Here is a 24,021-nt window from a genome sequence, read left to right as displayed (position 1 = left end):
GTTTGTTAAGTCTGTCAGATCAAATCTCAACTACTCCATCACAAGACCCAAGTAGCTCAGATATATGGTATTCTGCTAAGCTACGATTTTCAGCAGTAAATAAATCCAAGCCTTTAAATACATCAACCCCTTTAGTCTGCTCTTGAAAGACGTTATTGAGTGCTTGTAATGTATTGTTATTAGCATAATTTGCGTAATTAATCGCTAAGAGTAACCCATTACATGTTATTTCTGCCGATACCGCCGATTGGAAAAGCTTATTTAGTTCAAATGTTATTATTTGAATTTCGGTAACATCCATAGCTTTATTTGCTAGTTCTTGATTTTCAACAGTAAGTATATTTAAATTTTGTGCCAAATTGACTTCTTGAGCATATTCCAAAAAAACATCATTTAGTATCTGTAAAACAGTATTATCAGCAGTCATATAGCAAGCCAAAGAACTGAGGATCTCTAGTTTTTTCAGAGTTTCAATCAGCATATGGCTTTTCGAAGAAAGAAATGGGGTGAGTGGTGAAGTATCCTGATACTCCACATAATCAAAGAGTGTTAATACTTCAGAGTGTATTTTTTGGTTTATAGCGTTACTTGCTAACTCCTGATTTTCAACAGTAAGTACATCTAAACTTTCTGGTAAATCTAATTCTTTAGCTTGATTTTGAAAGAGATAATTAAACGTTTGTAACGTCTTGGTCTCTGTAATGTTATCTACAGTTTTAGCTTTAGCAATCAATTCTTTTGTACAAAACATTCCTATTATGTTATGTTTTATGTCAAATAAAGCGTCAAACAAACTTTGTTTCATATAAATAATCCAATAGTAAGTTTTTTTTAGAATCTGCAATTCCTATCGTGCATTACAAATTTTTGATCAAATTTTAAAACGAAACTCGCAATGAGTTGCAATATACTTGCCAGAATCTAATTCCAACCGCTTAAGTTTTATTAGAATTTTTTCTATTTCTTTTTGTTTTATAGAATTAGAATTATTTATTAAATATTCCATTCTTTTTTCAAGAAACAAAGCTTTCTGTTTGAATTTTATTAATTTATTACTTACGTTTGTGCTAACTTGACTAAGATGTTTGTCCATTTCTTTTGTTAAAGTTTCAATTAACTTAATTAACAGAGTATCTATATCATTTAATTGCTTTTTTATGTTAGTAGAGAATTGCTGTTTTGTCAGTTCAACTTTTGCCTTAATCCGTTCACGAGGTGTTCTCACAACATTGTTTGCCAAACCTAACTTTTCCATTAGCGCTATTATCCATTTGTGCACATCTAATTGATACCATTTATGTCCATTCCTATAATCACGTGGAAAGGCGTGGTGAAAATTATGCCAATTCTCTCCAAGAAACACAAAAAATAAAGATGGTATATCGCCTGCAGTACTGTTTACATATTCCTTGCTTCCAAAAAAATGCACTACAGAATTAATACAGAAAGTTGCTTGTTGCTGGATGGCTCTTCCAATACCAATAAATATGAATCCAGCTAGGGAATATTGCAAACTACCACCTATAGCATAACCTATACAAAATGGAACTAATGTATTCACTATTATTGCTATACTCCAATAATTTTTAAATTGCCACATAATGATTTTGTTTTTTCCTAACCTCTTTAAAGCACTCCTCTCTATTTGTTTTCTAGGCGCTCTGCCATCTAACATCCATCCTATATGCGACCAAAAAAACCCTTTTAATTTTCCTTTAGTTGAATACTCATTCTTATTTTCTTCTAGCAGGCAGTACTTTAGAGGAGTATGTGGATCTTTTCCTAACACATCAGTATATGAATGATGTTTATCATGATCAGAAACCCAAGCAAGCACTGGTCCTTGCAAGGTTCCAGCTGATACTACTGCTAAAACAAACTCGATAAATTTGTTTGTTTTGTAAGATCCATGCGCCCATAGCCTATGTATTCCTACCCCCACAGAAATACAAAAAGTATAAAAAGAGGCAATAATACATATAATTTCAAACGTAGAAATTCCGAATTTATTCCAGTAAAGGAATCCTAAAAAACATATTATTAACGGATATACTATCAGTACAACACCAGCAATATAATTTATTTTAATATTTTTCATGGCAAACTGTTTTAGATAAATCAAGTTTTTGAACTACAAATTAGACAATTATTTGGTAGAGTATTACTCTGTAAAAAAAACACAAGTACTTTTTTGGCTCTTATACCACCTTTTTATCTAATCCGCAAACAGATGCGTCATGTATGTCTACCGACAACTGTAATTACCGAAAAATTGGCTAGTAAAATCGGTGTAGATTGGGAATCAACTTTTGACCCCCTATTGTAATCAAAATTAACCCTACTAAAATTAAAAAATAAAACTCTGTAAGCTATACTCTATTTGGCTTTACTGTGATTAAATGAGAGAGTTAATTCTCATTATAATTTTGTCCCAAAGGGGTCAAAAATTGATTGCAATTCACACTTACCAAACTCTTAAACGCCAGAGAATAAGATTTCTTTAAACTACTATCTCGCCCTTTTTCATTTTATAAAGTGTAATTAGCAGAACTTAAATAAACTTGTCAAGCCGCAGGCGTAGGCAATTACTAGTCGACACGACTAAGTAATTCGCCTTGACCAATTTTTTAAAGCTCTGCTAGCTAACTACTACTATCTAGCTGAAAAGTTAAAACTTAGATATACTGTAAATTAAAGTTAATATCTCTTATTCACTAGTGTTTTAATGCTATTTATACTATAATTTAGCTCTATGATATACAGCAAAAACAAGTCCATATGAACAAAATTAGCCCTAGAGTAGACATCGCTTTCAAGAAAATCTTCGGCGTGGAAGAGAACAAAGATTTACTGATATCCTTGATTAATTCAATCGTAGGAGCGGAAGATCAGGTATCGGATATTACTTTGCTTAATCCTTATAATCCTAAAAACTTTAAAACTGATAAACTATCAATACTAGATATTAAAGCTACCAATCAGGACGGCAAAAGATTTAACATCGAAATTCAGATTAGTGATGAAGCCGATTATGATAAAAGAGCCTTATATTATTGGGCTAAAATATATACTGAGCAATTAAAGGTAGCAGAAGATTATTCCAAGCTTTCAAAAGCCATAGGTATTCATATACTTAATTTTACCTCTATACCTGAGGTAAAGAAGTATCATAATGTATTTCATATTACCGAGAAAGAAACCGGGTTATTATATTTCAAGGATTTAGAACTTCATACTATAGAACTTAAGAAATTTAGCGATAATTCCGATGAAGAGCTAGCTGATATTGTGCTTAAGATAAAGAATGCACTGGATATGTGGTTGGCGTTCCTCACCAGAAACGACTTGCTTATTGCGGATAACTTACCCCAAGAATTAAATAATCCCGATCTCAAGAAAGCTATCAATGTACTTAACGTAATGAATTTTACTGCCGAAGAAAGAGAAGCTTATGAAGATCATCTTAAATGGCTTATGATAGAAGCTAATACTTTAAAAAAATATGAACAGAAAGGTAGGGAAGAAGGTAGGGAAGAAGGTAGAGAAGAAGGTAAGGCTGAACGAAATATAGAAATTGCTAAGAATTTATTATCTCAAAATATAGATATTAATACTATAGCTACCGCTACTGGTTTATCCACCGAAGAAATTATAAAACTTAAAGACTAAGAAGGTATTATGACCGATGAAGCCGTAGTAGAAGCACTTAAGATTGTACTCGCTGATAATTATGCTCTGTATTTAAAAACTCAGAACTATCACTGGAATGTTGAGGGCTCAAATTTTAGAGAACTTCATTTATTATTCTAAGAGCAGTACATTGATCTTGCAAAAGCTATTGACACAGTGGCTGAACTCATTAGGGGCTTAGGTAAGAAAGCCCCGGCTACGTTTGATGCTTATATAAAAAATACTTCGATTAAATCCGGCGATGAAAATATTTCTGTGCAACAGATGATTGAAAAATTAGCGGCCGATCAGGCAGTAATCCAAAAAACTTTACAGCAAGCACTTGAAATAGCTCAAAAAGCAGGAGACGAGGTAGTAGCCGATTTTATGATCGAGCGCTTAACATTTCACCGTAAAGCCGCATTGATGTTAAACAGCGGCATATAATATCATTTCTACGCATTGATGTCATTATGAGTTACCTCACGTAGACCAACAAAATCCTGTCTATTTTAAAGCGTTGCATGACTTATAATAGACCAGTATTATAGAGCCGCTTATAATAGACTATTAACGTATAGCTAAAAACTAAAATGAACCCACCAAAATTTATTTATATCTATATTAAACTTTTAGTTCATTATAACTTGCAGTTCCTCACGAGATCTCTTAGATTTTACAATCTGGTTCAATTTTTTGTCTACAGATTCGGCAAAATCCTTTACTCGGGTATTGCATTTTTGCCATTTCTCTATGATTACTTGCCTGGATTTATATGCTTCACTACTACCGAATTACCAACCGTAGAGTTAGATACAAAAGTAATCATTCCCTCTAGTTCTTTAATTATCGAGCAACTTAATTCATTGTTGGATATTAATAAATAGTACACTACGTTTAACATTTCTTCTATATTATTATTAGCGTTTAAATCACGTTTTTCATACCAACCAAAAAGCTTAACTATAAAAGTTATTTTATCCCTAGTATCAATTAATTTATGTAACAAATTTTGTACTTTCTTATTTTTTATAGAAAAAAGGAAGCTGAATAATTTGGGACTTAGATCTGTATAAAGATCAAGGTTATCTAACGATTCTGTAAGGCACTCTCCTATAGCCCATACTTCTTGAAAGTCATATGTAGTTATAGTGGAATCAGTATCAAATACTTTTTGGAAAAACGGTATTATAATTGCTGGCCTTTTAGCAGCAATTTTTTCTATATAGTATAAATAATCATTTTTTAGCTCCTTGATGCATAATAAGTTATCGAGAATTTTATCCAAATGTGAATTATCTAGATCTTTAATTAAAGCATACAAAACGCCTGGATCTAATGGAACCTTACTTTTTGTAAACACCTCAATTATTTCTAATTTAAAAGGTTTACTAACCTCTTTAAGATTTAATATTTGTGTTAATAACTGAAAATTATTTGTACTCTTAGCTTTTGCATATATTAATTTCAAAAAAGAAGCATCTAGTTCATAGATCCCCACTAAAGATTCTAGGTACTTATTCTGACTAATCCAACGTTTAATTAAGCCCTGCGCTGCCCCTTTTTCACTTGAACGCAACAAGCCATAAAATGGCACTGTTGCAAATTCTGGTTTTGTAGATATGCTTCAGAGAAAACTATGATCTTATATGAACTTGTTCAAAGGGCGCCACTTTAAATACGATATAATCATATGGGCAGTACGTTGGTATTGTAAATACGGTTCACTTATTGTCTCACCATCTATTATGAAACCAGAACCATTGACCAGGGCGTTGTTTGATCCATTCTTCCAGTATCTGATTAATTTTTAACATGATGTTATAACAATCAATATTGAGATCGTTTGTTTGTTCATATTGTAATGGGGAATGGATAATAATTTTGAAATAGCTGCCAGTTGTCCTGATAATTTGGCAAGGGACAATGGGATATTTAAACTGTAGAGCAAACTTAGCAATAGCATGAGCGGTCATTGCTGGCTTACCAAAAAAAGGTACTTTAATGCCATCGTTCATTTTTTGATCGACGAGCATGGCGATTGAATGCCCGGATTTCATTGCTCGAATTAGATCTTTTGCTCCTTGTGGTCCCTTGGCGATCAAAGCTATATTATTACTAGCCCGGCAATTATTAATTGTACGATTAATATATGGATTATTTGCTTTTCGATAAACTATGGCAAATTTATAATATAATTTATTGATAATCTTAAGTGCAAAATCCCAGTTCGCAAAATGTCCGGTAAATAGCAAAAAAGGTTTAGATAATCTTTGTAGCTCTGCTATATGCTCTATCCCTTCTATTTGCACTCTTTTTGAGATTTCAATTTCAGAAATATCTGGCATATAAGGAAATTCACCGATAAAACGGCCAAAATTATCCCACAACTCATTAATGACTTGTTGATGATTTATACTATCACTAAATACAGCTTGTAGGTTTTTTTTGGCAATACGAGTTACTGGTAATAATGGTCCAATTTTTTTGGCAAGGTTACTACATAAATTTGCTGACCTATCGATACCCAAAAGCTTAAGCAAGTTTATGATTGCTAAGAATAAAACATATTCAATTATATGTTTTATCTTTCTTAAAAATTTTTTCATATATTAAATCTTGTAATAGTTCTTGATTGTTAATAGATAATTTAATTTCAAGATTCTCAGCTAATAATTTATTGTAGATTTTAACATGATCTTTACTAGTGGTAATTAAGGTAGCATGTAAGTTACAGGCTTGATTTTGTAAATATTTACAATCATCATCGGAGTAATGATGATGATCTGGGAATGTCTTGAATCCTGCAAGCCTTAGTCCGTTTGCTTGAAGCGTGTTGAAAAAACGATCAGGATTGCCTATAGCACAGAAAGCAAAATAAGTTTTAGTTTTATCTAAATCAATGTTAACAATACTAGTAGCATTAAATATTGGTTTACTACAGGAGAGCATCGTTTGTTGTAATGCAATATTACCAGTATCTTCCAATATAACGACCACATCAGCGATATCAAAAGCTGCAGACGGGTATTGACGTAGCGAACCTGCTGGTATAAGCCAACCATTACCAAACCCTCGATAACCATCAACTGATAAAATAGTGAAATCCTTAGTGAAATTTGGATTCTGCAGACCATCATCAACTATTATCACTTCAGGATTTAAGGATTCAACAAGAACTAAAGCGTCTTGGATTTTTGCTGCTGCAATAACTGTAACATATTTTGAAATTAGTAACGATTCATCGCCTACATCATAGGCAGTGTGGTGTTTTTGAACTAAAAGCGCGGTTTTTACTGAGCTTTTATAAGCTTTTGTAATTACTATGGTATTAATATTTTTTGCTTTTAGCAATTTAATTAACCAAATTACTATTTGAGTCTTACCAGTGCCGCCAATGCTAGCATTACCAACACAAATCACTGTTGCTGGAAATGTTATCGGCTTTGCAAAATAACGCCTAATTACTCCAAGGATAAAATAGAGTTTACTTGGTAACCATAATAAGCAAGCTACAATATTTTTGTTATACCAGAATTTAGGATAATTGAGTTTGAACACTCTCGAGATTTTTGTTGAGGTTGGATACCTAATAGTTGCTGAAAGCTTCGACAACTGAGAGGTAATGTACACCTGCTGAAGCAGGAGGGATAATAATTAAATATTGCGATGTTATTTTACTTTAAAAATGTTCAATAAACTACACTCGTCAAGTTAAGGAAAAAGAAACAATATAAACGTCATTGCGAGGCGCAGCCCAAGCAATCCAAAAGATATACTCGGTTTACTGGATTGCTTGGGCTGCGCCTCGCAATGACGTTTGGTGCGTATGGTTCAATAAACTACATCACTTTATAACTATAGTTATCACGAACAACCAAAGGGTCATCACGAATGACCATAGTTGTTCAGATGACTTGTTGCTAAGTGAACCAAATTTTAACACAGTTCAGTCATTGAATACTATCTTACTTTGTAGGCTCAGCAGCAGCTGGAACTGGTGCCGCCTTATCTGCAGCCGGCTTAGCTTCTGATTTTGGTAAATTTAACTTGATATCAGCTTTACTTGCTAAATCTGCAAAGTATTTTTCTACAGCTTCTCTACTAAGTCTAGAGGTGATATTAGGTTTTTCAGTCTCTGCTGTAGGCGCTTGCGCAGCTCTTTTATCAAGCACTTGAATGATATGCCAACCAAATTGAGTTTTTACTGGATCAGAAATTTCTTTAACTTTCATTGAAAAAGCTTTGGTCTCAAACTCAGGAACTAATTGTCCTTTGGTAATATAGCCAAGTTCACCGTTATTTACTTTTGAGCCTTCGTCACTTGAAAACTCTTTGACTAATGCTGAAAATTTAGCGCCTTTACTTAATTTCTTTTTGATTTCTTTAGCTTTTTCTTCGCTATCAACTAAGATATGGCTAACTTTTATTTCTTCCTGACCTTTTAAACTATCAACTAGTTTTTTAAATTCAGCATCAATCATTGCATCAGTAACTGCGGATTTTACATGACGCTCAATAAGTTCTTGTTGCAGTAGCTGAGTTTTAACATTATTTAATTTTTCCTGAAATTCTTTTGCAGTTTCAATGCCAAGATTTTTGGCTTCCTGATTAAGAAGCTGGACATTGATATAGCCACGAACTAGTGCTTCCTGTAAATTTGGATCAAATTCTGAGAATTTTTTATCCTTATTTCCAGGTTGCATATCTAATGCTGGCTTAAATTGTTGCATTATTTGGGATTCACGTACTTCTCCACCCTTATAAGTAGCAACAACAGCATCATCTGCAAAAGCTGTGTTGTATGTTAAGCTAGCTGATAAGAGAATTATGGCTAATTTTTTCATTTTTTGGCTCATATTTATCTGTTAATTTTATTTAAATATAATTAGTTCTTTTAGAAGTATATGTTGCATTCGTCAACAGCTATTTACAATTTGTTTGCTAAATTTGCAAAATACCATATTTTAATATGGTTATTTTGTAAATACAGGATTAATTAATGTTTTCAATACTAAAAAAATTCATCGGCACCGCTAATGACCGGATAATTAAAAAATTACGTCCAGAAGTTATTAAAATTAATCAATTAGAGCCTCAAATACAAGTATTATCAGATCAAGAACTAAAAGATAAAACTGCTGAATTCAAACATAGGCTTACGCAAGGCAATACTTTAGACAGCTTGATTTATGAAGCATTTGCAGTAGTAAGAGAGGCAGCAAGGCGAGTGCACGGGACAAGACACTTCGATGTACAGTTAATTGGTGGGTTAATATTGCATCAAAATATGGTGGCAGAAATGCGTACTGGTGAAGGAAAGACTCTGGTATCAACATTGCCGGCATATTTAAATGCTTTGACTGGTAAGGGAGTGCATATTGTAACGGTAAATGATTATCTGGCAAAACGTGATTCTGAATGGATGGGTAAGATTTATGAATTTCTTGGTATATCTGTGGGGTGTATTATTAGCAATATGAGTGATGCAGACCGGCGTCATGCTTATTTACAGGATATCACCTATGCTACCAACAATGAGCTGGGGTTTGATTTTTTACGAGATAATATGAAATATAGTGAGGAAACTAGAGTTCTGCGTGCCTGTAATTTTGCGATTATTGATGAAGTAGATTCAATTCTGATTGATGAAGCGCGGACACCATTAATTATTTCAGGGCCTGTAGATGATAATTCCACACTTTACAATGAAATTAATACGTTGGTGCGACAGTTAACGTCTGCTGATTATGAAAAAGATGAAAAACTGCGAACAGTGAATTTAACTGAGAGCGGCATTAATCAGTTGGAATCAGCAATGATTGTACAAAATTTGATTACTAATGGTAGTAGTAGCCTATATGACTTTGAGAATCTAAGTTTGGTTCATTATGTTAATCAGGCACTTAAAGCTCATACGTTATTTAATGCCAATGTCGACTATATCGTGCAAGAAGGCAAAGTAATGATTATTGATGAAATGACTGGTCGGATAATGGAAGGGAGGAGATATTCGGAAGGCCTGCATCAGGCGCTTGAAGCCAAAGAAGGAGTTAAGGTTCAAAATGAAAACCAAACATTAGCTTCCATAACCTTTCAGAATTATTTTAGAATGTATCCTAAACTGTCAGGAATGACCGGTACGGCAATGACCGAGGCGGCAGAATTGAAAGATATATATAATCTTGAGGTAGTGGCAGTACCTACTCATCATCCGGTACAGAGGATTGATTATGATGATGAGATTTATGGTAGCAAGCAAGATAAGTATGAAGCAATTTTAAAATTGATTAAAGATTGTTATGAACGTGAGCAACCGGTTCTTGTTGGTACTGTCAGTATTGAAAAATCAGAAGAATTATCGGCAATACTCAAGAAGCATAAAATTAAACATAACATATTAAATGCAAAATTTCATGAACAGGAAGCTTATATTATTGCGCAAGCAGGAAGGCTGAAAGCAGTAACCATTGCTACTAACATGGCCGGACGCGGTACTGATATTAGGCTTGGTGGTAATGAGGATATGCTAGTAGATCAACTAGATGCACAGAGTTTAGCAGCAGAAGAATATAAAGCGACGGTAGATAAAATTAAGCAACAAATAATGGAAGATAAACGACAAGTAATTGCAGCTGGAGGTTTGTTTGTTATTGGTACTGAGAGACATGAAAGCCGTAGAATCGATAATCAGTTAAGAGGTAGATCCGGTAGACAGGGAGATCCAGGAAGCACTAAATTTTTCTTATCACTAGAAGATGATCTAATGCGTATTTTTGCTTCAGATCGTATTTCTGGAATCCTCCGTACATTGGGCTTAAAGGGAGGAGAAGCTATCCATCATCCAATGATTAGTCGTTCACTGGAAAAAGCACAGCAAAAAGTAGAAGCGCATAATTTTGAGATTCGTAAAAATCTTTTGCGTTTTGATGATGTGATGAGTGATCAACGAAAAATAGTTTATGAACAGAGAAATGAAATTATTCTAGCCAATGATGCTAGCTATTTCTTGGATAACATGATGGAGCAGGCAATAGAAAGTATAGTCTTATCATTTATTAAACCAAAATCATATCGAGAAGATTGGGATTTGCACGCTTTAGCTGGTGAGTTATTACGTATATTTTCTATAAAATTTGATATTGCAACTATTCAAAATGAGAGTGTCACTGAAGTCGAAATTATCAAAAAAATTACCGAGATGGTTAATGATCTTTATGAGCTGAAACGTAGTAATTATGGTGTCGATATTATGCGGGATGCGGTCAAGTATATTTTACTTACCACTCTTGATCAGGTTTGGAAGGATCATTTACATAATCTTGATTATTTAAGACAAGGAATTTCGCTCAGAGCGTACGCCCAGAAAGATCCTCTAAATGAATATAAGAGAGAGGCTTTTACGCTGTTTGAAAATATGCTAGTATGTTTAAGAGAGCTTTTTGTCCAGAGAGTAAGCTATTTACATATAGATGCACAACATCTAGATCGTAATGCGCTGTCACTAGCGCATAAGCGGCTACAGCAAATGCGTGAAACCAGAGAGGATCCAGCATTTTCTAAGTATAATTCTGGGGCTAGTATAGAAACGTCGTTGCAACCGATTAAAGCTTACGTTGATCCTCAGGATAGAGTGCAAGATGATCCCACCAGCTGGGGTAAGATCGCGCGAAATGAGCTGTGTCCTTGTGGGTCGGCAAAGAAATACAAGCACTGCCATGGTACTCGTTAAACTTTGAGAATTGGCGTCGTCATTCTTGAAGATCTGTGCTCCTCGCGTATTTAAGTATACGCTGCGGTGCTCGACTTCAGAACTCCTAGCTCTTCTCAAAGTTTAACTTCGTCCCACCAATCAACTTGCTTGAAATATGCAGTGTAATTTTAATTGAGGTAAATTGAGGTAATTGTTTTATGAGAAAAAAACCAGTAATCGGCATTGTTTTAGATTTGGCTGAAGATTCTGAAAAATACAGATATTCATCATTTCCGTGGTATGTATTAAGGCAGAATTATATAGAAAGTATCACTAAGGCTGGTGGAATAGCAATAATGATACCTTATCAAATTGAGGCAATAGAAGAGGTTCTTGATCTGGTAGATGGATTAATTATTCCAGGAAGTGATGAAGATATTCATCCTAAATTTTACCACCAAGAGATTAATTCTAAATATGTTGAGGTAAGAAATGATGATCAGAAAACAGATTTCGAACTAGCAATTTTGCAAAAGACTATAGAACGAGATTTGCCATTTCTAGGAATATGTCATGGGATGCAGTTATTAAATATATTTTTGGGTGGCGATCTGATCCAACATATACCTGATTACATAAGTTCTACGATTAACCATAAACAACCAGATACTAAACATACACCAGCCCATAATATTAATATAGTTGAAGGTAGTATATTATCGAAGTTAATAGAAAATAGACCTCCTCACAAACTCGCTTCTGTGACACAAGTGCTAGAAGCATACGGAGCGGAGAACAGCAGCGTACATATAGTACGTGAGGATTCGAGCACCGGAGCGACGACGCAATTGTCCACAGGAGTAGAGTTTGTGAGGAGGTCTAATAAAGAGGTGATGGTAAACTCAAATCATCATCAGGCTCTTGGTAAGATAGGCGATGGTTTGATTATAACAGCAACCGCAGCAGATAATATTGTTGAAGCAATAGAGTCGACAAAGCATAAATTTGTATTAGGAATACAGTGGCATCCTGAATATTTAAATGAAAATGATATAGATTTTGCTATATTTAAAGGACTAGTAGAGGCTGCCTTTTAGCTTTATTAAGGTATATTCAATAAATTGAGAGAATTTATGTATCCAACAGTACGATTAAGGCGTAATAGAAAGGTCGAATGGTTACGAGAATTAGTGGCAGAGACCACCATTTCTCCAGCTAATTTGATATTACCAATATTTGTAACCGAAGGTAAAAATCAACAGCAGGAAATAAAAACTATGCCTGGTGTTTATCGATACTCAATAGACCAGGTAATAGTAACTGCGCAAAAAGCAGCAAAAGCTGGGATTAAGGCAATTGCAATATTCCCCTGTATTGAGCAGGAATTAAAGAGCGATGATGCAGATGAAGCCTATAACTTGGATAACTTGCTCTGTAGAACTATCAGGAGCTTAAAGAATGCTGGAATTAATATAGGAGTAATATGTGACATCGCACTGGATCCATACACTACTCATGGTCACGATGGTATTGTAGGTGATGATGGTGATGTTGATAATGATAAAACAGTCGAAGCTCTATGTAATCAAGCTTTGGTATTAGCAAAAGCAGGAGCTGATATCGTAGCCCCATCAGATATGATGGATGGTAGAATAGCAGCGATACGTGAGGGATTGGATGATGAAGGATTTATCAATGTAAATATTCTAGCGTATGCCGCTAAATATGCTTCCAGTTTTTATTCTCCTTTTCGTGATGCAGTGGGTAGTAGTAAAGGGTTGTATTTAAGTAAAGCTACTTATCAAATGGATATACGTAATGTTAAAGAAGCGATGCGTGAAATCGAGCAAGATTTGATGGAAGGTGCTGATATGGTGATGATCAAGCCTGGAATGCCGTTTCTGGATGTAATTCACGCAGCAGCAACTAATTTTGAGTCAAGTATTTTTGCTTATCAAGTTAGTGGTGAATATGCGATGCTAAAATTTGGTGCTTTAGCTGGAGCAATTAGCTGGCAGGAAAGTATGATGGAGTCTCTCATTGCGTTTAGGCGAGCTGGGGCTTCGGCTATTATTAGCTATGCAGCTTTAGAGTTTGCTGAAATTTTAGGTCAAAGGTAAGTAAAAATATGAACTCTGAGGAAAAAGCTATTAGTAATACTATTAAAATAATTATAGCAGTTGGCGCTATGGTGTTAATAATTGCGTTATATCTATTATTGTCCATTGAAGCGCCAGTTAAACCTCTGGCAGGGCATGGTAATAATATTAAAGATGATGCACAAATAGGTGGGGATTTTGAACTCACTGATTTTAATGGTAAGAGTTTCAATAGTTCGATGTTAAAAGGGCATTTAAGTATGATATATTTCGGTTTTACTTACTGTCCTGATATTTGCCCGACCTCCCTTTATAAATTAACAGAAGTTTTAAATACGCTCGATAAGTATAAAATAAATATCACTCCAGTATTTATCACTATAGATCCTGAACGTGATACTGTAGGGGTATTAAAGGAATATTTGCCTCATTTTCATCCAAAATTTATTGGCTTAACTGGAAATGTCAAGCAAATCAGAGAGGTAGCTGATAAATTTAAAGTATATTATGCTAGATCGATGGATAATAAAGCTGCAGAAGGTAATAAGAATTATATGATTGACCATTCATCATTTGTTTATTTGTTGGATAAAGATGGGCAATATCTCAAGCATTTTTATTTTAGCTCTAGCGCTGAAGAGATCATAGATTTTATTAGAGTTAATAATACCAGTCAGTGAAGCGATAGATATAAACAGTTTTTTACGTTGTTACACCAAATTCCAAGTTTACTGATAACAGATGTAACAGAGCATAAACAACTCTTCAAACTCTGATTGATGAAAAAGGGATCAGTCTACTAGTAATGAGCTTGTAAGCGTTCACAGTTTTTAGAAAAAGTCATTGCGAGATTTCGTTAAAAATCGAAGCAATCCAGTCTTTATAAGATCTTTACAAGGCTGACAACCAAAATGTGGAACGACTATTTATTGGATTGTTACGGCCAGTTGTGACCTCACAATGACAATTTTTTTTTAAATCCGTGAATAACGCTCACCGTCACATCTTATCCATTGGTTGAATTCCTATAATTTCCAACCCATTAACGATAATTTTTTGTATAGCTTTTACTAGAGCCAGGCGTGTAGCTGTTAGTTCAATGTCACCCTCAAGTACAAAACGATAATCATTGTTTTCCTTGCCAAGATTCCAGAGGGCGTGGAATCTTGCGGCAACGTTTAATAAATAAAAAGCTATTCGATGTGGTTCAAAATGTTTTGCTGCTCCTTCAAGTATTTTTGGCCATGAAGCTAGTAATTTGATTAATCCAATCTCTTCCTCAGAAGCTAGCAATGATAAATCAAATTGTTTGTTGATAAATTTTTCATATGCTTGTGGAGTATGTTCAGCACCATTGGCTAGGATAGAGACGATTCTAACATGAGCGTATTGGACATAGAATACTGGATTTTCTTTTGATTGCTCTTTAACCTTGGCTAAGTCGAAATCAAGTATTGCATCATTTTTACGTGTTAACATTATAAATCTGATAATATCGACATCAACTTCTTCGATAACATCTTTGACGGTGGTAAAACTCCCTTTGCGTTTTGACATTTTAATAGGGACGTTGTTTTCAACAAAGTTGACCAGTTGACAAATTTTTATATCATGTTTAATCTTGCCCTCACCGACAGCTTGGATAGTTGCTTTTATTCGAGCTACATAGCCGCTATGATCTGCTCCTAATATATAAATTAAATTAGTGAAACCACGCCGTATTTTATCTTGGGCATAAGCGAGGTCAGCTGCAAAATAAGACCATGAGCCATCAGATTTTTGCAGTGGTCGATCTTGATCATCGCCAAACATCGTTGATTTAAACAGTAGTTGAGTACGTTCTTGCCAATTTGGGTCGATCTTACCTTTTGGTGGAGGAATGACTCCCTCATATACCAATCCTGTCTTTCTTAAGGAGTTTACGGTAGTGCTTATTAGATCATGATCATGTAAAGATTGCTCAGAGAAAAAGATATCATGTTCAACCTTTAAAGCATGCAAATCATTCGCTATAATTGCAAGCATTGCGGTGACTACAAATTGCTTGACTATGTTATTACATTCACTATCAGCTAGTGTTAGCAGTTTGTCGCCAAATTCTTCGGCAAGCTTAATTCCAACTGGTATCAAATATTCACCAGGATAAAGCCCGGCTGGAATCAAAATCTCCTCGCCAGTTAATGCTTGCTTGTATCTTAAGATAGCGGTTTGTATTAAAATATCTATTTGCGATCCAGCATCATTCACATAATATTCTTTGGTAACTTTATATCCGCATTTATCCAGCAAACAGGCAAGAGCATCACCATAAACAGCTCCACGTGCATGGCCAATATGTAGTGGGCCAGTTGGATTAGCAGAAACAAATTCTATATTGACTTTTTCACCTTCACTAATCTTAATACTGATAAATTCTTCATCATCACTTAAAATTTGTTGAATACAATTATGCCATCTATCTGCTTTGATTGTAAAATTAATGAATCCAGGGCCGGCTATTTCAAGATGTGCAATATATGGAATATTTGACATTAATTCCTTAAATTTTATTGCTACTTCTCTAGGATTTATTCCTTCCTTCGCTGCTATGATCATGGCAATATTTGTTGATAAATCACCATTCAAATGATCTTTGGGTATTTCAATATTGGTCAGTGCTAATAGAGTATGATCTGTAGATATTTTTTGCCCGGCTTGAATAATGTCTTGTTTTAATTGATTAAAAATATTCATAATTATATATTGTCAAAATTAATGTTATAGTGTGTTTTATACTCATTGATGGCAAAACGATCAGTCATCCCGGCAATATAATCTGCTACGGTTAAAGCTTTGGATTTAGGGCATTGCGTGTCAATTAGCGCTTGCCAGCTATAAGGTAATAAATTAATATTATCTATATATAGTGCAAAAAGTTCAGAGATAATTTTTTGACATTTTAGAGTGACTGATACAACTTTGGGATGTTTATATACTTTTGCCAGTAAGAATTGCTTGATTTGTACTATTTCATCTTTTATAGGATCTGTAAAATCTACTAGTTGATGACCCAAGTTTCGTATGTCGGTAGCAGTTTCGATTTTGTATAATTTTAGATTAGTTTTAGTTTGAGATAATAAGCTTTCTATAAAATGATGTATTAATTTTCTTACTACTTCATAAATTAATCGTGACGGTTTTATATCATTAAATTTTGATCTAATCTCAAAAATATATTGATCAATTAATGTAAGTTCTGATAAATGATTGAAATCTATAATATTGGCACGTACACTATCTTCCAAGTCATGACAAATATATGCTATATCATCAGATAATGATGAAAGCTGAGCTTCCGCCGAAGAATAATTCTGCAAATCAAGATCATTGATGGCATTATATTCTAATACATATTCTGGTATGTCGTCAATTAATGGTCCGTTATGTTTTACGATACCTTCTAATATTTCCCAACTTAAATTCAATCCATCATATGTTGCATATTTATGCTCTAGCCGAGTAAGAATTTTTAAGGAGTGCGCATTATGCGAAAATTTCTGATGCTGTTTTACGCACTCATTTAAAGCTTCTTCTCCTGCATGTCCAAATGGGGTGTGACCCAAATCATGCGCGAGTGCGACGCTCTCTGCCAGATCATCGCAGAGATCAAGAGCTTTGGCGATTGAACGCGCTACCGTGGATACTTCTATCGAATGTGTAAGACGATTTCGATAATGATCTCCTTCATGATTAACGAACACTTGAGTCTTATATTGTAACCTTCTAAAAGCATTAGAGTGGATTAAGCGATCGCGATCACGTTCAAATTCATTTCTATAAGGTGTTGATTGCTCAGGATATAATCTACCTTTTGTATTTATTGGGTCACAGGCATATGAAGCAAGCATTAAAATACTCCTAAATTTTTAGCAAAATATTAATAATGCTAAGTTTGTATAACTGGTTTATCCAAGATTAGTACGGGCTTCAGAACAGCAGGCTTAATTATTTCGTGAAAGATCATAGATGTAAATTTTATGAAAAATAATTAAAAATGTCTACGTTCTAACTTGAAATATCATGAATTACTACTAATATAGAACTAGATGAGATACTTTTCAACAATAGAATTTTTAAGTATAACAGGTTTCTGTAATTCTTCTCATATTGACTATGATCTAATTGCAACTGGAAAAACTATAATATATGCAGATCACAGCTACCAACAATGTATTTAAAAGAATAAAGTTTTTGCAGCCTGATGCTGGGATGATTCTTAGAATTTCCGTAGATGGTGGCGGTTGTTCAGGGTTTCAGTATAAATATGAATTTGTATCAGAAATTACAAAAGAAGATTATATTATCGCACAAGATGGCATTAAAATTGCTATAGATGAAGTGTCCCTGCTATATATGTCTGGATGTATCATAGATTTTATCGAAGAGTTAGGCAATTCTTACTTTGAGATTAAAAACCCAAAAGCAACTGGTAAATGCGGTTGTGGTAATTCTTTTAGTGTTTGAGAGCATGTCAGGTCAGATCAGTAGATATAAGAGAGGAATTTTTCAGACAAAAACAAAATAGAGTACCGCAAGCAGTCTCTTTGTTTGTTTCGGAACGGAGACAAGTTTTGACGATAAAATTACCTCTTATATCTACTGATCTGACATGCTCTGAGATAAAACTCAAGCTTTGAGCTACCACACACACGTCACACTTGACGCTTATGATTAAGCATTTTTGGTTAATTTGTAAACTATGAATATATGATAAAAAATGAATAATAATAGTATTATCAAAATTTGTATAATGTCACTACCTTTGGGGCTGTTACAATTTTTTAGACAATATTTAGCTAAATGGATAACCTATGATGGAGTAATGTTGCTACAGTTTTTAGTAATTTGCTTTATTATTTGGTTAATGTTTAAGAATAAACTGTGAATTTACAACTATTGCTGACGAGTTTTGTCTGTGTCATTGCGAGATATAAATAAACAAGCTATTTTGTTTGATTACTTATTTATAGATTGTGAGTGTGCACGGTTTTTAAAATTGAACGTCAATATACGACTTACAAAGCTGGCGACCAACGTCATTGTGAAGAGCTTTGGCTCTGAAGCAATCCAGTCAAAGCGCTAGATTTTCTGGATTGCTTCGATTTTTAACAAAATCTCAGCTCAGACGACTTTTTCTCAAAACCGTGAACGCTGACTGTAAATGACCACACTAGCCCTGCGGCTTCGTCCGCAATAAGGTTGTACCAGGCATGCTATGTTCAATTTTAAAAGCTTGTGAACAAACACTAGTATAATAATCTATCTATTTAATTTTATTAAAATTTACCTTTGTCCGTACTTGGAGGGTTACTTCTGCTTTCCTCTAGTTTCTTAGTAAATCCCCCAACTACTTCATGAGCTGCTTTTTGCACACCTTTACTGGCTTGTCCACTTATTTCCTCAACCCCAGTTTTTGCAGTACTTGTTATTTTATTGGCTCCTTCTTTTGCTGCGCTTATAGTACCAGTTTTAATATTGTCTACTGCAGTATTCACAGTTTTTTTTGCATCCTCTAGCACTTGATCTTTAGTTTCTTTACCGGATAAAAAATTACAAACACCACTCCATATGCTTTTTGCTGCACTACCCAAGCTTTCTACTACGTTAGTAACTATCTTTTTTCCTGACTCAATCGCGGTATCTACCAACGCCTTACCAACAACATTTATAGTAGCGCACAAGCCACTATTTACTTCTTTTAAAGTATCTTTAACTGTATCTCCAAAAGGTAATTTATCGATTCCTTTATTAATACTACCTTCTAGCCATGTAGTAGCCGTGTCGATTGCGCCATGAGAAACGTCGGTAATTTTAGTGCCCATTTCTTTTATTTTCTCATTAGCTAAACCTTGATATTGATCTACAGCTTCTGTAGGCACTAGTGATTTTACTTTTTCGGTTAATATGCCTTGAAGTGCTGAACCTAATTCTGCTGTTAAATTTTGTGTTAATGTGCCTGGCATAAATTTATCTCCATAAATCTGATTAATAATAAAATAACTTTTAAAGACTTATCATTTAACCTAATTAATTATAGAATTAATTAGGTTGTACACTAGAGTCTATATGATAAACTATTTTCTTATTTTTTATAGCAAAACTATATCTAAATCATGTTAGTTAGTAGTATTGTGTGAATTTCACACTTTTTTTAATATTGTCAATAAGCTACGTGCAGAGCCTAATCTTCATATCATTCTGAAACCGCTTCTACAGATTTTACTTCTGGTACAAAATGTTGTAGCATTGATTCAATGCCATTTTTTAGGGTGATGCTTGAACTTGGACAACCGGAACAAGCTCCATGTAATTCCAGTTTAACCACTCCATCTTTAAAGCCACGATATATTATATCGCCACCATCCATAGCAACAGACGGCCGTACTCGTGTTTCTATAATTTCAATTATCTGTTTTTCTATATCAGAGACGCCTTCTAATTCGCTTGAGTATAATTTTTCTGCGGCGCAATCAAATATGGGCAAGTCCATGGTAAAATGATCCATCATGGTCATCAAGATTTCTGGTTTAAGCACGCTCCAATCGCTGGTGGTGGATTTTGTTATTGTAATAAAATCATCGCCAAAAAATATTGCTGTCACATTTTCAATATCGAATAATTTTAAAGCCAAGCTACTTTTTGCTTTGGCATGACTAGGATCACTAAAATGTATTGGTTGACTACCGGCAATAATGATCCCAGGTAAAAATTTCATTGCTTGTGGGTTGGGGGTATATTCAGTACGAATTAACATAGGGTATTTACTCTAAATATTAAGATTCAGTCTGCCATAGCTATAATAATTAAATTCAAGCTACTATATCAGGATATAAGATTGACTTGATATATGCAATACGATCCTTTATCAATAGTTTACGCTTTTTTAGTCTTTGCATGGTAAGTTGATCTAAATCACTTTCTCCCTGATGCAAGCAATCATCTATTAACTGATTTAAGTTAGTATGTTCTTGTTCCAGTTGCTTTAATTCTTCGGTTAGTGGCAATTCTTCATCGGTCATAGCCATATAATTTAAATTCCAGCTTATTATTCCTTGGTTATAATATCATAAATAATTTCGCCCACAAAATATAATTACAAATCTTGCTCTAACTTTTGGTTAATTAATATGATATTTTAACTTGACACTATTGCTAATTTTACCACAATCATAATTGGTTATTATATAAATACAAAATACAAATATTTGTAAGATGAGTTTTATTAAAGATTTTGTAGCTCGTGGCTACATGTACCAATGTACAAATTTAGATAAATTGACCCAATTATTCGCTACTCAGAAAGTTGTTGCTTATGTAGGTTTTGATTGTACTGCTTCTTCATTGCATGTAGGTAATTTGCTACAAATTATGATCTTACGCCTGTTGCAGCGCTATGGGCATCAGCCTATTATTGTTATTGGCGGAGCGACTACTAAGATTGGCGATCCGACTGGTCGCGATGATTTACGAAAAATCCTTAATCAGGAAGAGCTAACAAAAAATATTAATGGTATTAAAAATTCACTGGCTAAATTTATTAAATTTGGTGATGGTGCAAGTGATGCCATAATATTAGATAATTCAGAATGGCTTGAGCATATAAATTATCTTGGATTTTTACGTGATTATGGTAGATTGATCTCGGTTAATCGGATGCTGACGCTGGACTCAGTAAAAGCACGAATTGATCGAGAACAAGCGCTAACTTTTTTAGAATTTAATTATGCTTTATTACAAGCTTATGATTTTTGTCAGCTAAATAAGAAATATGGTTGTGTATTACAAATTGGTGGAAGCGATCAGTGGGGTAATATCGTTATGGGTGTAGATTTATGTCATAAGTTCTCTAAACAGGAAGTGTATGGTATTACTACGCCTTTACTGACCACAAGTTCTGGTCAAAAAATGGGTAAGTCAGTTAATGGTGCTGTTTGGTTAAACGAAGAAATGTTAAGCCCATATGAATATTATCAATTCTGGCGCAATTGTGCTGATGCTGATTTAACAAGATTTACAAAATTATATGCTGAATTCACTGATACTGAATTTAGTGAATTTAATCATTTAGTTGACAGCGATATTAACGCTGCAAAAAAGCAGCTGGCCTTTAAGCTAACTGCTATTTGTCATGGCGAGGCAGCAGCAGTGGATGCATTAACAACTGCCACTAAACTATTTGAACACAAGATGATAGATGCTAACTTACCTACTATTTTTATCACGATTGATCAACTTGCAAACGGTATTCCTATTTGTGAATTGTTGGTAGTCGCTAATTTGGCTAGTTCAAAATCTGAGGGTAGTAGATTAATTAGAGGTGGTGGTGCAAAAATTAATGATCATCTGGTCAGTGATGAAAATATGGTAGTGAATAGTAGCTTGTTGTTTGATCAAAGCTATTTGAAATTATCATCAGGTAAGAAAAAACATCTGTTAATTAAAGTTAAATAAATTAGATATGATTAATATAGAACTTCCAGATAAAACTAAGATGCAATTTGAGCTTGGCATTACAGGCTTTGACATTGCCAGTAAAATATCATCTTCACTAGCTAAAGAAGCGTTGGTGATTGAAGTAAATGGTGAGCTCAAAGATTTAAGTTTGCCAATTAATGTTGATGCTAGCATCAGAATTTTAACTGCCAAAGATCAAGAATGCCTGGAAGTCTTGCGTCATGATGCTGCACATATTCTTGCAGAAGCGGCAAAAGAGTTGTTTCAAGATATCCAAGTGACTATAGGACCAGCGATTGAAAATGGTTTTTATTATGATTTTGCTACTACTAAGCCATTTACTCCAGAAGATATGACGGCTCTTGAAAAAAAAATGCACGAGATTGTTAAGCGTAATGAAAAAATTACTCGTGAAGTTTGGAATAGAGATGATGCAATAAAATTTTTTCGTGAGCAGAAAGAACCTTACAAGGCAGAAATAATAGAATCAATAGCTGTGGATCAACAAATTACTATTTATAAGCAAGGTAATTTTGTTGATATATGTCGTGGTCCACATAGCCCATCTACCGGTAAAGTAAAACATTTTAAGCTAATGAAAATTGCCGGCGCTTATTGGCGTGGCGATAGTAAGAATCAGATGTTACAGCGTATATATGGTACGGCCTGGGCTACGGCAAGTCAGCTTGATGATTATTTAAATATGCTAGAAGAAGCTGAAAAACGTGATCACAGAAAAGTTGGTCGTGAGCTTGACCTTTTTCATTTTCAAGATGAAGCTCAAGGTATGCCTTTCTGGCATGATAAGGGATGGAGCATCTATCGTACCATTGAGCAGTATATTAGAACTAAAATTAGAAAGGCTGGATATATTGAGGTAAAAACACCAGTACTATTAGATAAGAGCCTTTGGGAGGCTTCAGGACATTGGGAAAAATTTAGAGAAAATATGTTTGCTTTAGAAGCTGATGAGAAAATATTAGCTTTAAAGCCAATGAATTGTCCTTGTCATGTACAAATATTTAAACAAGGTACCAAGAGTTATCGTGATTTACCTTTGCGAATGGCGGAATTTGGTCTATGCCATCGTAATGAGGCTTCTGGTGGATTACATGGTTTAATGAGAGTACGTTCTATGGTGCAAGATGATGCTCACATTTTTTGTACTAATGATCAAATAATTAGTGAGACAGTAAATTTTTGTAAATTATTACAAGAAGTATATAGCGATTTCGGTTTTAATGTGGTTAACGTAAAATTTTCTGATCGCCCTGCGCTCAGAGCTGGAGCTGATGAAGTTTGGGATCAAGCAGAATCTGCATTGCAGAAAGCAGTGGTTGCTGCTGGGCTGGAATACACTTTAAATCCTGGTGATGGAGCATTTTATGGACCAAAGTTGGAATTTCATTTAAGAGATGCTATTGGCAGAGATTGGCAGTGCGGAACCTTACAAGTGGATTTTGTCTTGCCTGAGCGTTTAGATGCTATTTATATTGCAGCTGGTGGAGAAAAAAAGCGCCCAGTAATGTTACATCGAGCAATTTTAGGGTCATTAGAGAGATTTATTGGCATTTTGATTGAAGAATATGTTGGTAAATTTCCTTTGTGGCTAGCGCCTACACAGGTTGCGGTGCTTACTATTACTAATGATAGTGATGAATATGCAGCTCAAGTGAATAAGCTGTTAGTCGAAAATGGTGTAAGATCAGAACTTGACATTTCTGCAGAAAAAGTGAATTATAAAGTACGTAATTTCTCAAGTAAAAAAGTGCCACTGATAGCAGTCGTCGGTAAGCAGGAAGTGCTCGATGGCACTATAACATTACGAACATTAGGTTCAAGTGAACAGAAAGTAATGAGTGTAATGGATTTAATACAGTTTGTATTGCTTGAGAACAACAAATATACTTGTTAAACTTCGAGAATTGGCGTTGTCGTATCTAAAGATCTGTGGTGTTCACGTACTTAAGTACGCTGCGCTCCGCAGACGGAGATACTCCTAGCTCTTTTTCAATTTTGACCTTCGTCTATCCAATGTTCACGAAGTAATGTTCATGAAGTATAAGT

The 24,021-nt window shown here is 34.4% G+C and carries 20 protein-coding genes and 2 pseudogenes; 11 read left to right on the top strand and 11 right to left on the bottom strand.

Annotation, left to right across the window (positions count from 1 at the left end; all coding sequences use genetic code 11):
• Window positions 1-19: 19 nt before the first annotated feature.
• Together R2I74_RS04465 and R2I74_RS04460 are read right to left on the bottom strand one after the other, a co-directional pair.
• The gene (locus R2I74_RS04465; RefSeq protein ID WP_316354168.1) at window positions 20-805 is read right to left on the bottom strand and encodes a hypothetical protein; all 786 of its coding nucleotides are present in this window, start codon (window positions 803-805) and stop codon (window positions 20-22) included.
• Between the two features lie 66 nt (window positions 806-871).
• A complete protein-coding gene (locus R2I74_RS04460) occupies window positions 872-2,098 on the bottom strand; it encodes an acyl-CoA desaturase (protein ID WP_316354167.1) in 1,227 nt (408 codons plus the stop codon).
• A gap of 680 nt (window positions 2,099-2,778) precedes the next feature.
• Here R2I74_RS04460 and R2I74_RS04455 point away from each other — a divergent pair.
• The gene (locus R2I74_RS04455) at window positions 2,779-3,669 is read left to right on the top strand and encodes an Rpn family recombination-promoting nuclease/putative transposase (protein ID WP_316354166.1); all 891 of its coding nucleotides are present in this window, start codon (window positions 2,779-2,781) and stop codon (window positions 3,667-3,669) included.
• A 9-nt stretch (window positions 3,670-3,678) separates the two neighbouring features.
• Window positions 3,679-4,116: pseudogene (locus R2I74_RS04450) on the top strand (Dps family protein).
• Window positions 4,117-4,426: 310 nt separating this feature from the next.
• Here the strand turns inward: R2I74_RS04450 and R2I74_RS04445 are convergent.
• Window positions 4,427-5,266 carry a hypothetical protein gene (locus R2I74_RS04445; RefSeq protein ID WP_316354165.1) on the bottom strand — a complete coding sequence of 280 codons (840 nt, stop codon included), beginning with the start codon at window positions 5,264-5,266 and terminating at the stop codon, window positions 4,427-4,429.
• Between the two features lie 52 nt (window positions 5,267-5,318).
• Between R2I74_RS04445 and R2I74_RS04440 the strand changes: the two are divergent.
• Window positions 5,319-5,393 (top strand): annotated as a pseudogene (locus tag R2I74_RS04440) (IS6 family transposase); the annotation flags it as partial.
• A 12-nt stretch (window positions 5,394-5,405) separates the two neighbouring features.
• Here the strand turns inward: R2I74_RS04440 and R2I74_RS04435 are convergent.
• The 3 genes from R2I74_RS04435 to R2I74_RS04425 form a co-directional block, all read right to left on the bottom strand.
• Window positions 5,406-6,278, bottom strand: a complete 873-nt coding sequence (locus R2I74_RS04435) for an LpxL/LpxP family acyltransferase (protein WP_316354164.1) — start codon at window positions 6,276-6,278, stop codon at window positions 5,406-5,408.
• Window positions 6,241-7,230: a tetraacyldisaccharide 4'-kinase gene (gene lpxK / locus R2I74_RS04430; protein WP_316354163.1), complete on the bottom strand. Its 990-nt coding sequence runs from the start codon at window positions 7,228-7,230 to the stop codon at window positions 6,241-6,243. Before lpxK ends, R2I74_RS04435 begins: the two co-directional genes overlap by 38 nt.
• Before the next feature lie 407 nt (window positions 7,231-7,637).
• Window positions 7,638-8,516, bottom strand: coding sequence for a peptidylprolyl isomerase (locus R2I74_RS04425; RefSeq protein ID WP_316354162.1), 879 nt, complete (start codon window positions 8,514-8,516; stop codon window positions 7,638-7,640).
• Window positions 8,517-8,671: 155 nt separating this feature from the next.
• On the opposite strand from R2I74_RS04425, the gene secA reads away from it, so the two are divergent.
• The 4 genes from secA (at window position 8,672) to R2I74_RS04405 (ending at window position 14,141) form a co-directional block, all read left to right on the top strand.
• Entirely contained in the window at window positions 8,672-11,401 is a 2,730-nt protein-coding gene (secA, locus tag R2I74_RS04420) for a preprotein translocase subunit SecA (protein ID WP_316354161.1), read from the top strand.
• A 179-nt stretch (window positions 11,402-11,580) separates the two neighbouring features.
• The gene (locus R2I74_RS04415) at window positions 11,581-12,459 is read left to right on the top strand and encodes a gamma-glutamyl-gamma-aminobutyrate hydrolase family protein (RefSeq protein WP_316354160.1); all 879 of its coding nucleotides are present in this window, start codon (window positions 11,581-11,583) and stop codon (window positions 12,457-12,459) included.
• 36 nt (window positions 12,460-12,495) lie between these two features.
• Window positions 12,496-13,482, top strand: a complete 987-nt coding sequence (gene hemB / locus R2I74_RS04410; protein ID WP_316354159.1) for a porphobilinogen synthase — start codon at window positions 12,496-12,498, stop codon at window positions 13,480-13,482.
• Window positions 13,483-13,490: 8 nt separating this feature from the next.
• The gene (locus R2I74_RS04405; RefSeq protein WP_316354158.1) at window positions 13,491-14,141 is read left to right on the top strand and encodes an SCO family protein; all 651 of its coding nucleotides are present in this window, start codon (window positions 13,491-13,493) and stop codon (window positions 14,139-14,141) included.
• A gap of 319 nt (window positions 14,142-14,460) precedes the next feature.
• Here the strand turns inward: R2I74_RS04405 and argS are convergent, their stop codons facing one another.
• Window positions 14,461-16,194 carry an arginine--tRNA ligase gene (gene argS, locus R2I74_RS04400; protein ID WP_316354157.1) on the bottom strand — a complete coding sequence of 578 codons (1,734 nt, stop codon included), beginning with the start codon at window positions 16,192-16,194 and terminating at the stop codon, window positions 14,461-14,463.
• Between the two features lie 2 nt (window positions 16,195-16,196).
• Window positions 16,197-17,348, bottom strand: coding sequence for a deoxyguanosinetriphosphate triphosphohydrolase (locus tag R2I74_RS04395; protein WP_316354156.1), 1,152 nt, complete (start codon window positions 17,346-17,348; stop codon window positions 16,197-16,199).
• 298 nt (window positions 17,349-17,646) lie between these two features.
• Between R2I74_RS04395 and R2I74_RS04390 the strand changes: the two genes are divergently transcribed.
• A complete protein-coding gene (locus tag R2I74_RS04390; RefSeq protein ID WP_316354155.1) occupies window positions 17,647-17,964 on the top strand; it encodes a HesB/IscA family protein in 318 nt (105 codons plus the stop codon).
• A 253-nt stretch (window positions 17,965-18,217) separates the two neighbouring features.
• On the top strand, window positions 18,218-18,385 hold the full coding sequence (locus R2I74_RS04385; RefSeq protein WP_316354154.1) for a hypothetical protein: 168 nt from the start codon (window positions 18,218-18,220) through the stop codon (window positions 18,383-18,385).
• A gap of 391 nt (window positions 18,386-18,776) precedes the next feature.
• Here R2I74_RS04385 and R2I74_RS04380 read toward each other — a convergent pair whose 3' ends face one another.
• The 3 genes from R2I74_RS04380 to R2I74_RS04370 all read right to left on the bottom strand — a co-directional run bounded on the left by R2I74_RS04380 (window position 18,777) and on the right by R2I74_RS04370 (window position 20,525).
• Window positions 18,777-19,463 (bottom strand): hypothetical protein, encoded by a 687-nt coding sequence (locus R2I74_RS04380; protein ID WP_316354153.1) that lies wholly within the window; start codon window positions 19,461-19,463, stop codon window positions 18,777-18,779.
• A gap of 230 nt (window positions 19,464-19,693) precedes the next feature.
• Window positions 19,694-20,254 (bottom strand): NifU family protein, encoded by a 561-nt coding sequence (locus R2I74_RS04375; protein WP_316354152.1) that lies wholly within the window; start codon window positions 20,252-20,254, stop codon window positions 19,694-19,696.
• Between the two features lie 55 nt (window positions 20,255-20,309).
• Window positions 20,310-20,525: a YdcH family protein gene (locus tag R2I74_RS04370; RefSeq protein WP_316354151.1), complete on the bottom strand. Its 216-nt coding sequence runs from the start codon at window positions 20,523-20,525 to the stop codon at window positions 20,310-20,312.
• Between the two features lie 187 nt (window positions 20,526-20,712).
• On the opposite strand from R2I74_RS04370, the gene tyrS reads away from it, so the two are divergent.
• Entirely contained in the window at window positions 20,713-21,951 is a 1,239-nt protein-coding gene (tyrS, locus tag R2I74_RS04365; protein ID WP_316354150.1) for a tyrosine--tRNA ligase, read from the top strand.
• Window positions 21,952-21,958: 7 nt separating this feature from the next.
• The gene (thrS, locus tag R2I74_RS04360) at window positions 21,959-23,869 is read left to right on the top strand and encodes a threonine--tRNA ligase (RefSeq protein ID WP_316354149.1); all 1,911 of its coding nucleotides are present in this window, start codon (window positions 21,959-21,961) and stop codon (window positions 23,867-23,869) included.
• The last annotated feature ends 152 nt before the right edge of the window (window positions 23,870-24,021 follow it).

Source organism: Candidatus Trichorickettsia mobilis (assembly GCF_963422225.1).
Taxonomy (GTDB): Bacteria; Pseudomonadota; Alphaproteobacteria; order Rickettsiales; family Rickettsiaceae; genus Trichorickettsia; species Trichorickettsia mobilis_B.
The sequence above is the reverse complement of the archived record's forward strand: the minus strand, read 5'-3'. Positions and strand labels throughout refer to the sequence as shown.

Coding starts and splice junctions, on each gene's coding strand:
- R2I74_RS04405 (WP_316354158.1), top strand. CDS start 13,491: ATGAACTCTGAGGAAAAAGCTATTAGTAATACTATTAAAATAATTATA.
- hemB (WP_316354159.1), top strand. CDS start 12,496: ATGTATCCAACAGTACGATTAAGGCGTAATAGAAAGGTCGAATGGTTA.
- R2I74_RS04390 (WP_316354155.1), top strand. CDS start 17,647: ATGCAGATCACAGCTACCAACAATGTATTTAAAAGAATAAAGTTTTTG.
- R2I74_RS04375 (WP_316354152.1), bottom strand. CDS start 20,254: ATGTTAATTCGTACTGAATATACCCCCAACCCACAAGCAATGAAATTT.
- R2I74_RS04385 (WP_316354154.1), top strand. CDS start 18,218: ATGAATAATAATAGTATTATCAAAATTTGTATAATGTCACTACCTTTG.
- R2I74_RS04415 (WP_316354160.1), top strand. CDS start 11,581: ATGAGAAAAAAACCAGTAATCGGCATTGTTTTAGATTTGGCTGAAGAT.
- R2I74_RS04435 (WP_316354164.1), bottom strand. CDS start 6,278: ATGAAAAAATTTTTAAGAAAGATAAAACATATAATTGAATATGTTTTA.
- tyrS (WP_316354150.1), top strand. CDS start 20,713: ATGAGTTTTATTAAAGATTTTGTAGCTCGTGGCTACATGTACCAATGT.
- R2I74_RS04465 (WP_316354168.1), bottom strand. CDS start 805: ATGAAACAAAGTTTGTTTGACGCTTTATTTGACATAAAACATAACATA.
- R2I74_RS04395 (WP_316354156.1), bottom strand. CDS start 17,348: ATGCTTGCTTCATATGCCTGTGACCCAATAAATACAAAAGGTAGATTA.
- R2I74_RS04380 (WP_316354153.1), bottom strand. CDS start 19,463: ATGCCAGGCACATTAACACAAAATTTAACAGCAGAATTAGGTTCAGCA.
- R2I74_RS04425 (WP_316354162.1), bottom strand. CDS start 8,516: ATGAAAAAATTAGCCATAATTCTCTTATCAGCTAGCTTAACATACAAC.
- thrS (WP_316354149.1), top strand. CDS start 21,959: ATGATTAATATAGAACTTCCAGATAAAACTAAGATGCAATTTGAGCTT.
- R2I74_RS04455 (WP_316354166.1), top strand. CDS start 2,779: ATGAACAAAATTAGCCCTAGAGTAGACATCGCTTTCAAGAAAATCTTC.
- secA (WP_316354161.1), top strand. CDS start 8,672: ATGTTTTCAATACTAAAAAAATTCATCGGCACCGCTAATGACCGGATA.
- R2I74_RS04460 (WP_316354167.1), bottom strand. CDS start 2,098: ATGAAAAATATTAAAATAAATTATATTGCTGGTGTTGTACTGATAGTA.
- R2I74_RS04370 (WP_316354151.1), bottom strand. CDS start 20,525: ATGGCTATGACCGATGAAGAATTGCCACTAACCGAAGAATTAAAGCAA.
- argS (WP_316354157.1), bottom strand. CDS start 16,194: ATGAATATTTTTAATCAATTAAAACAAGACATTATTCAAGCCGGGCAA.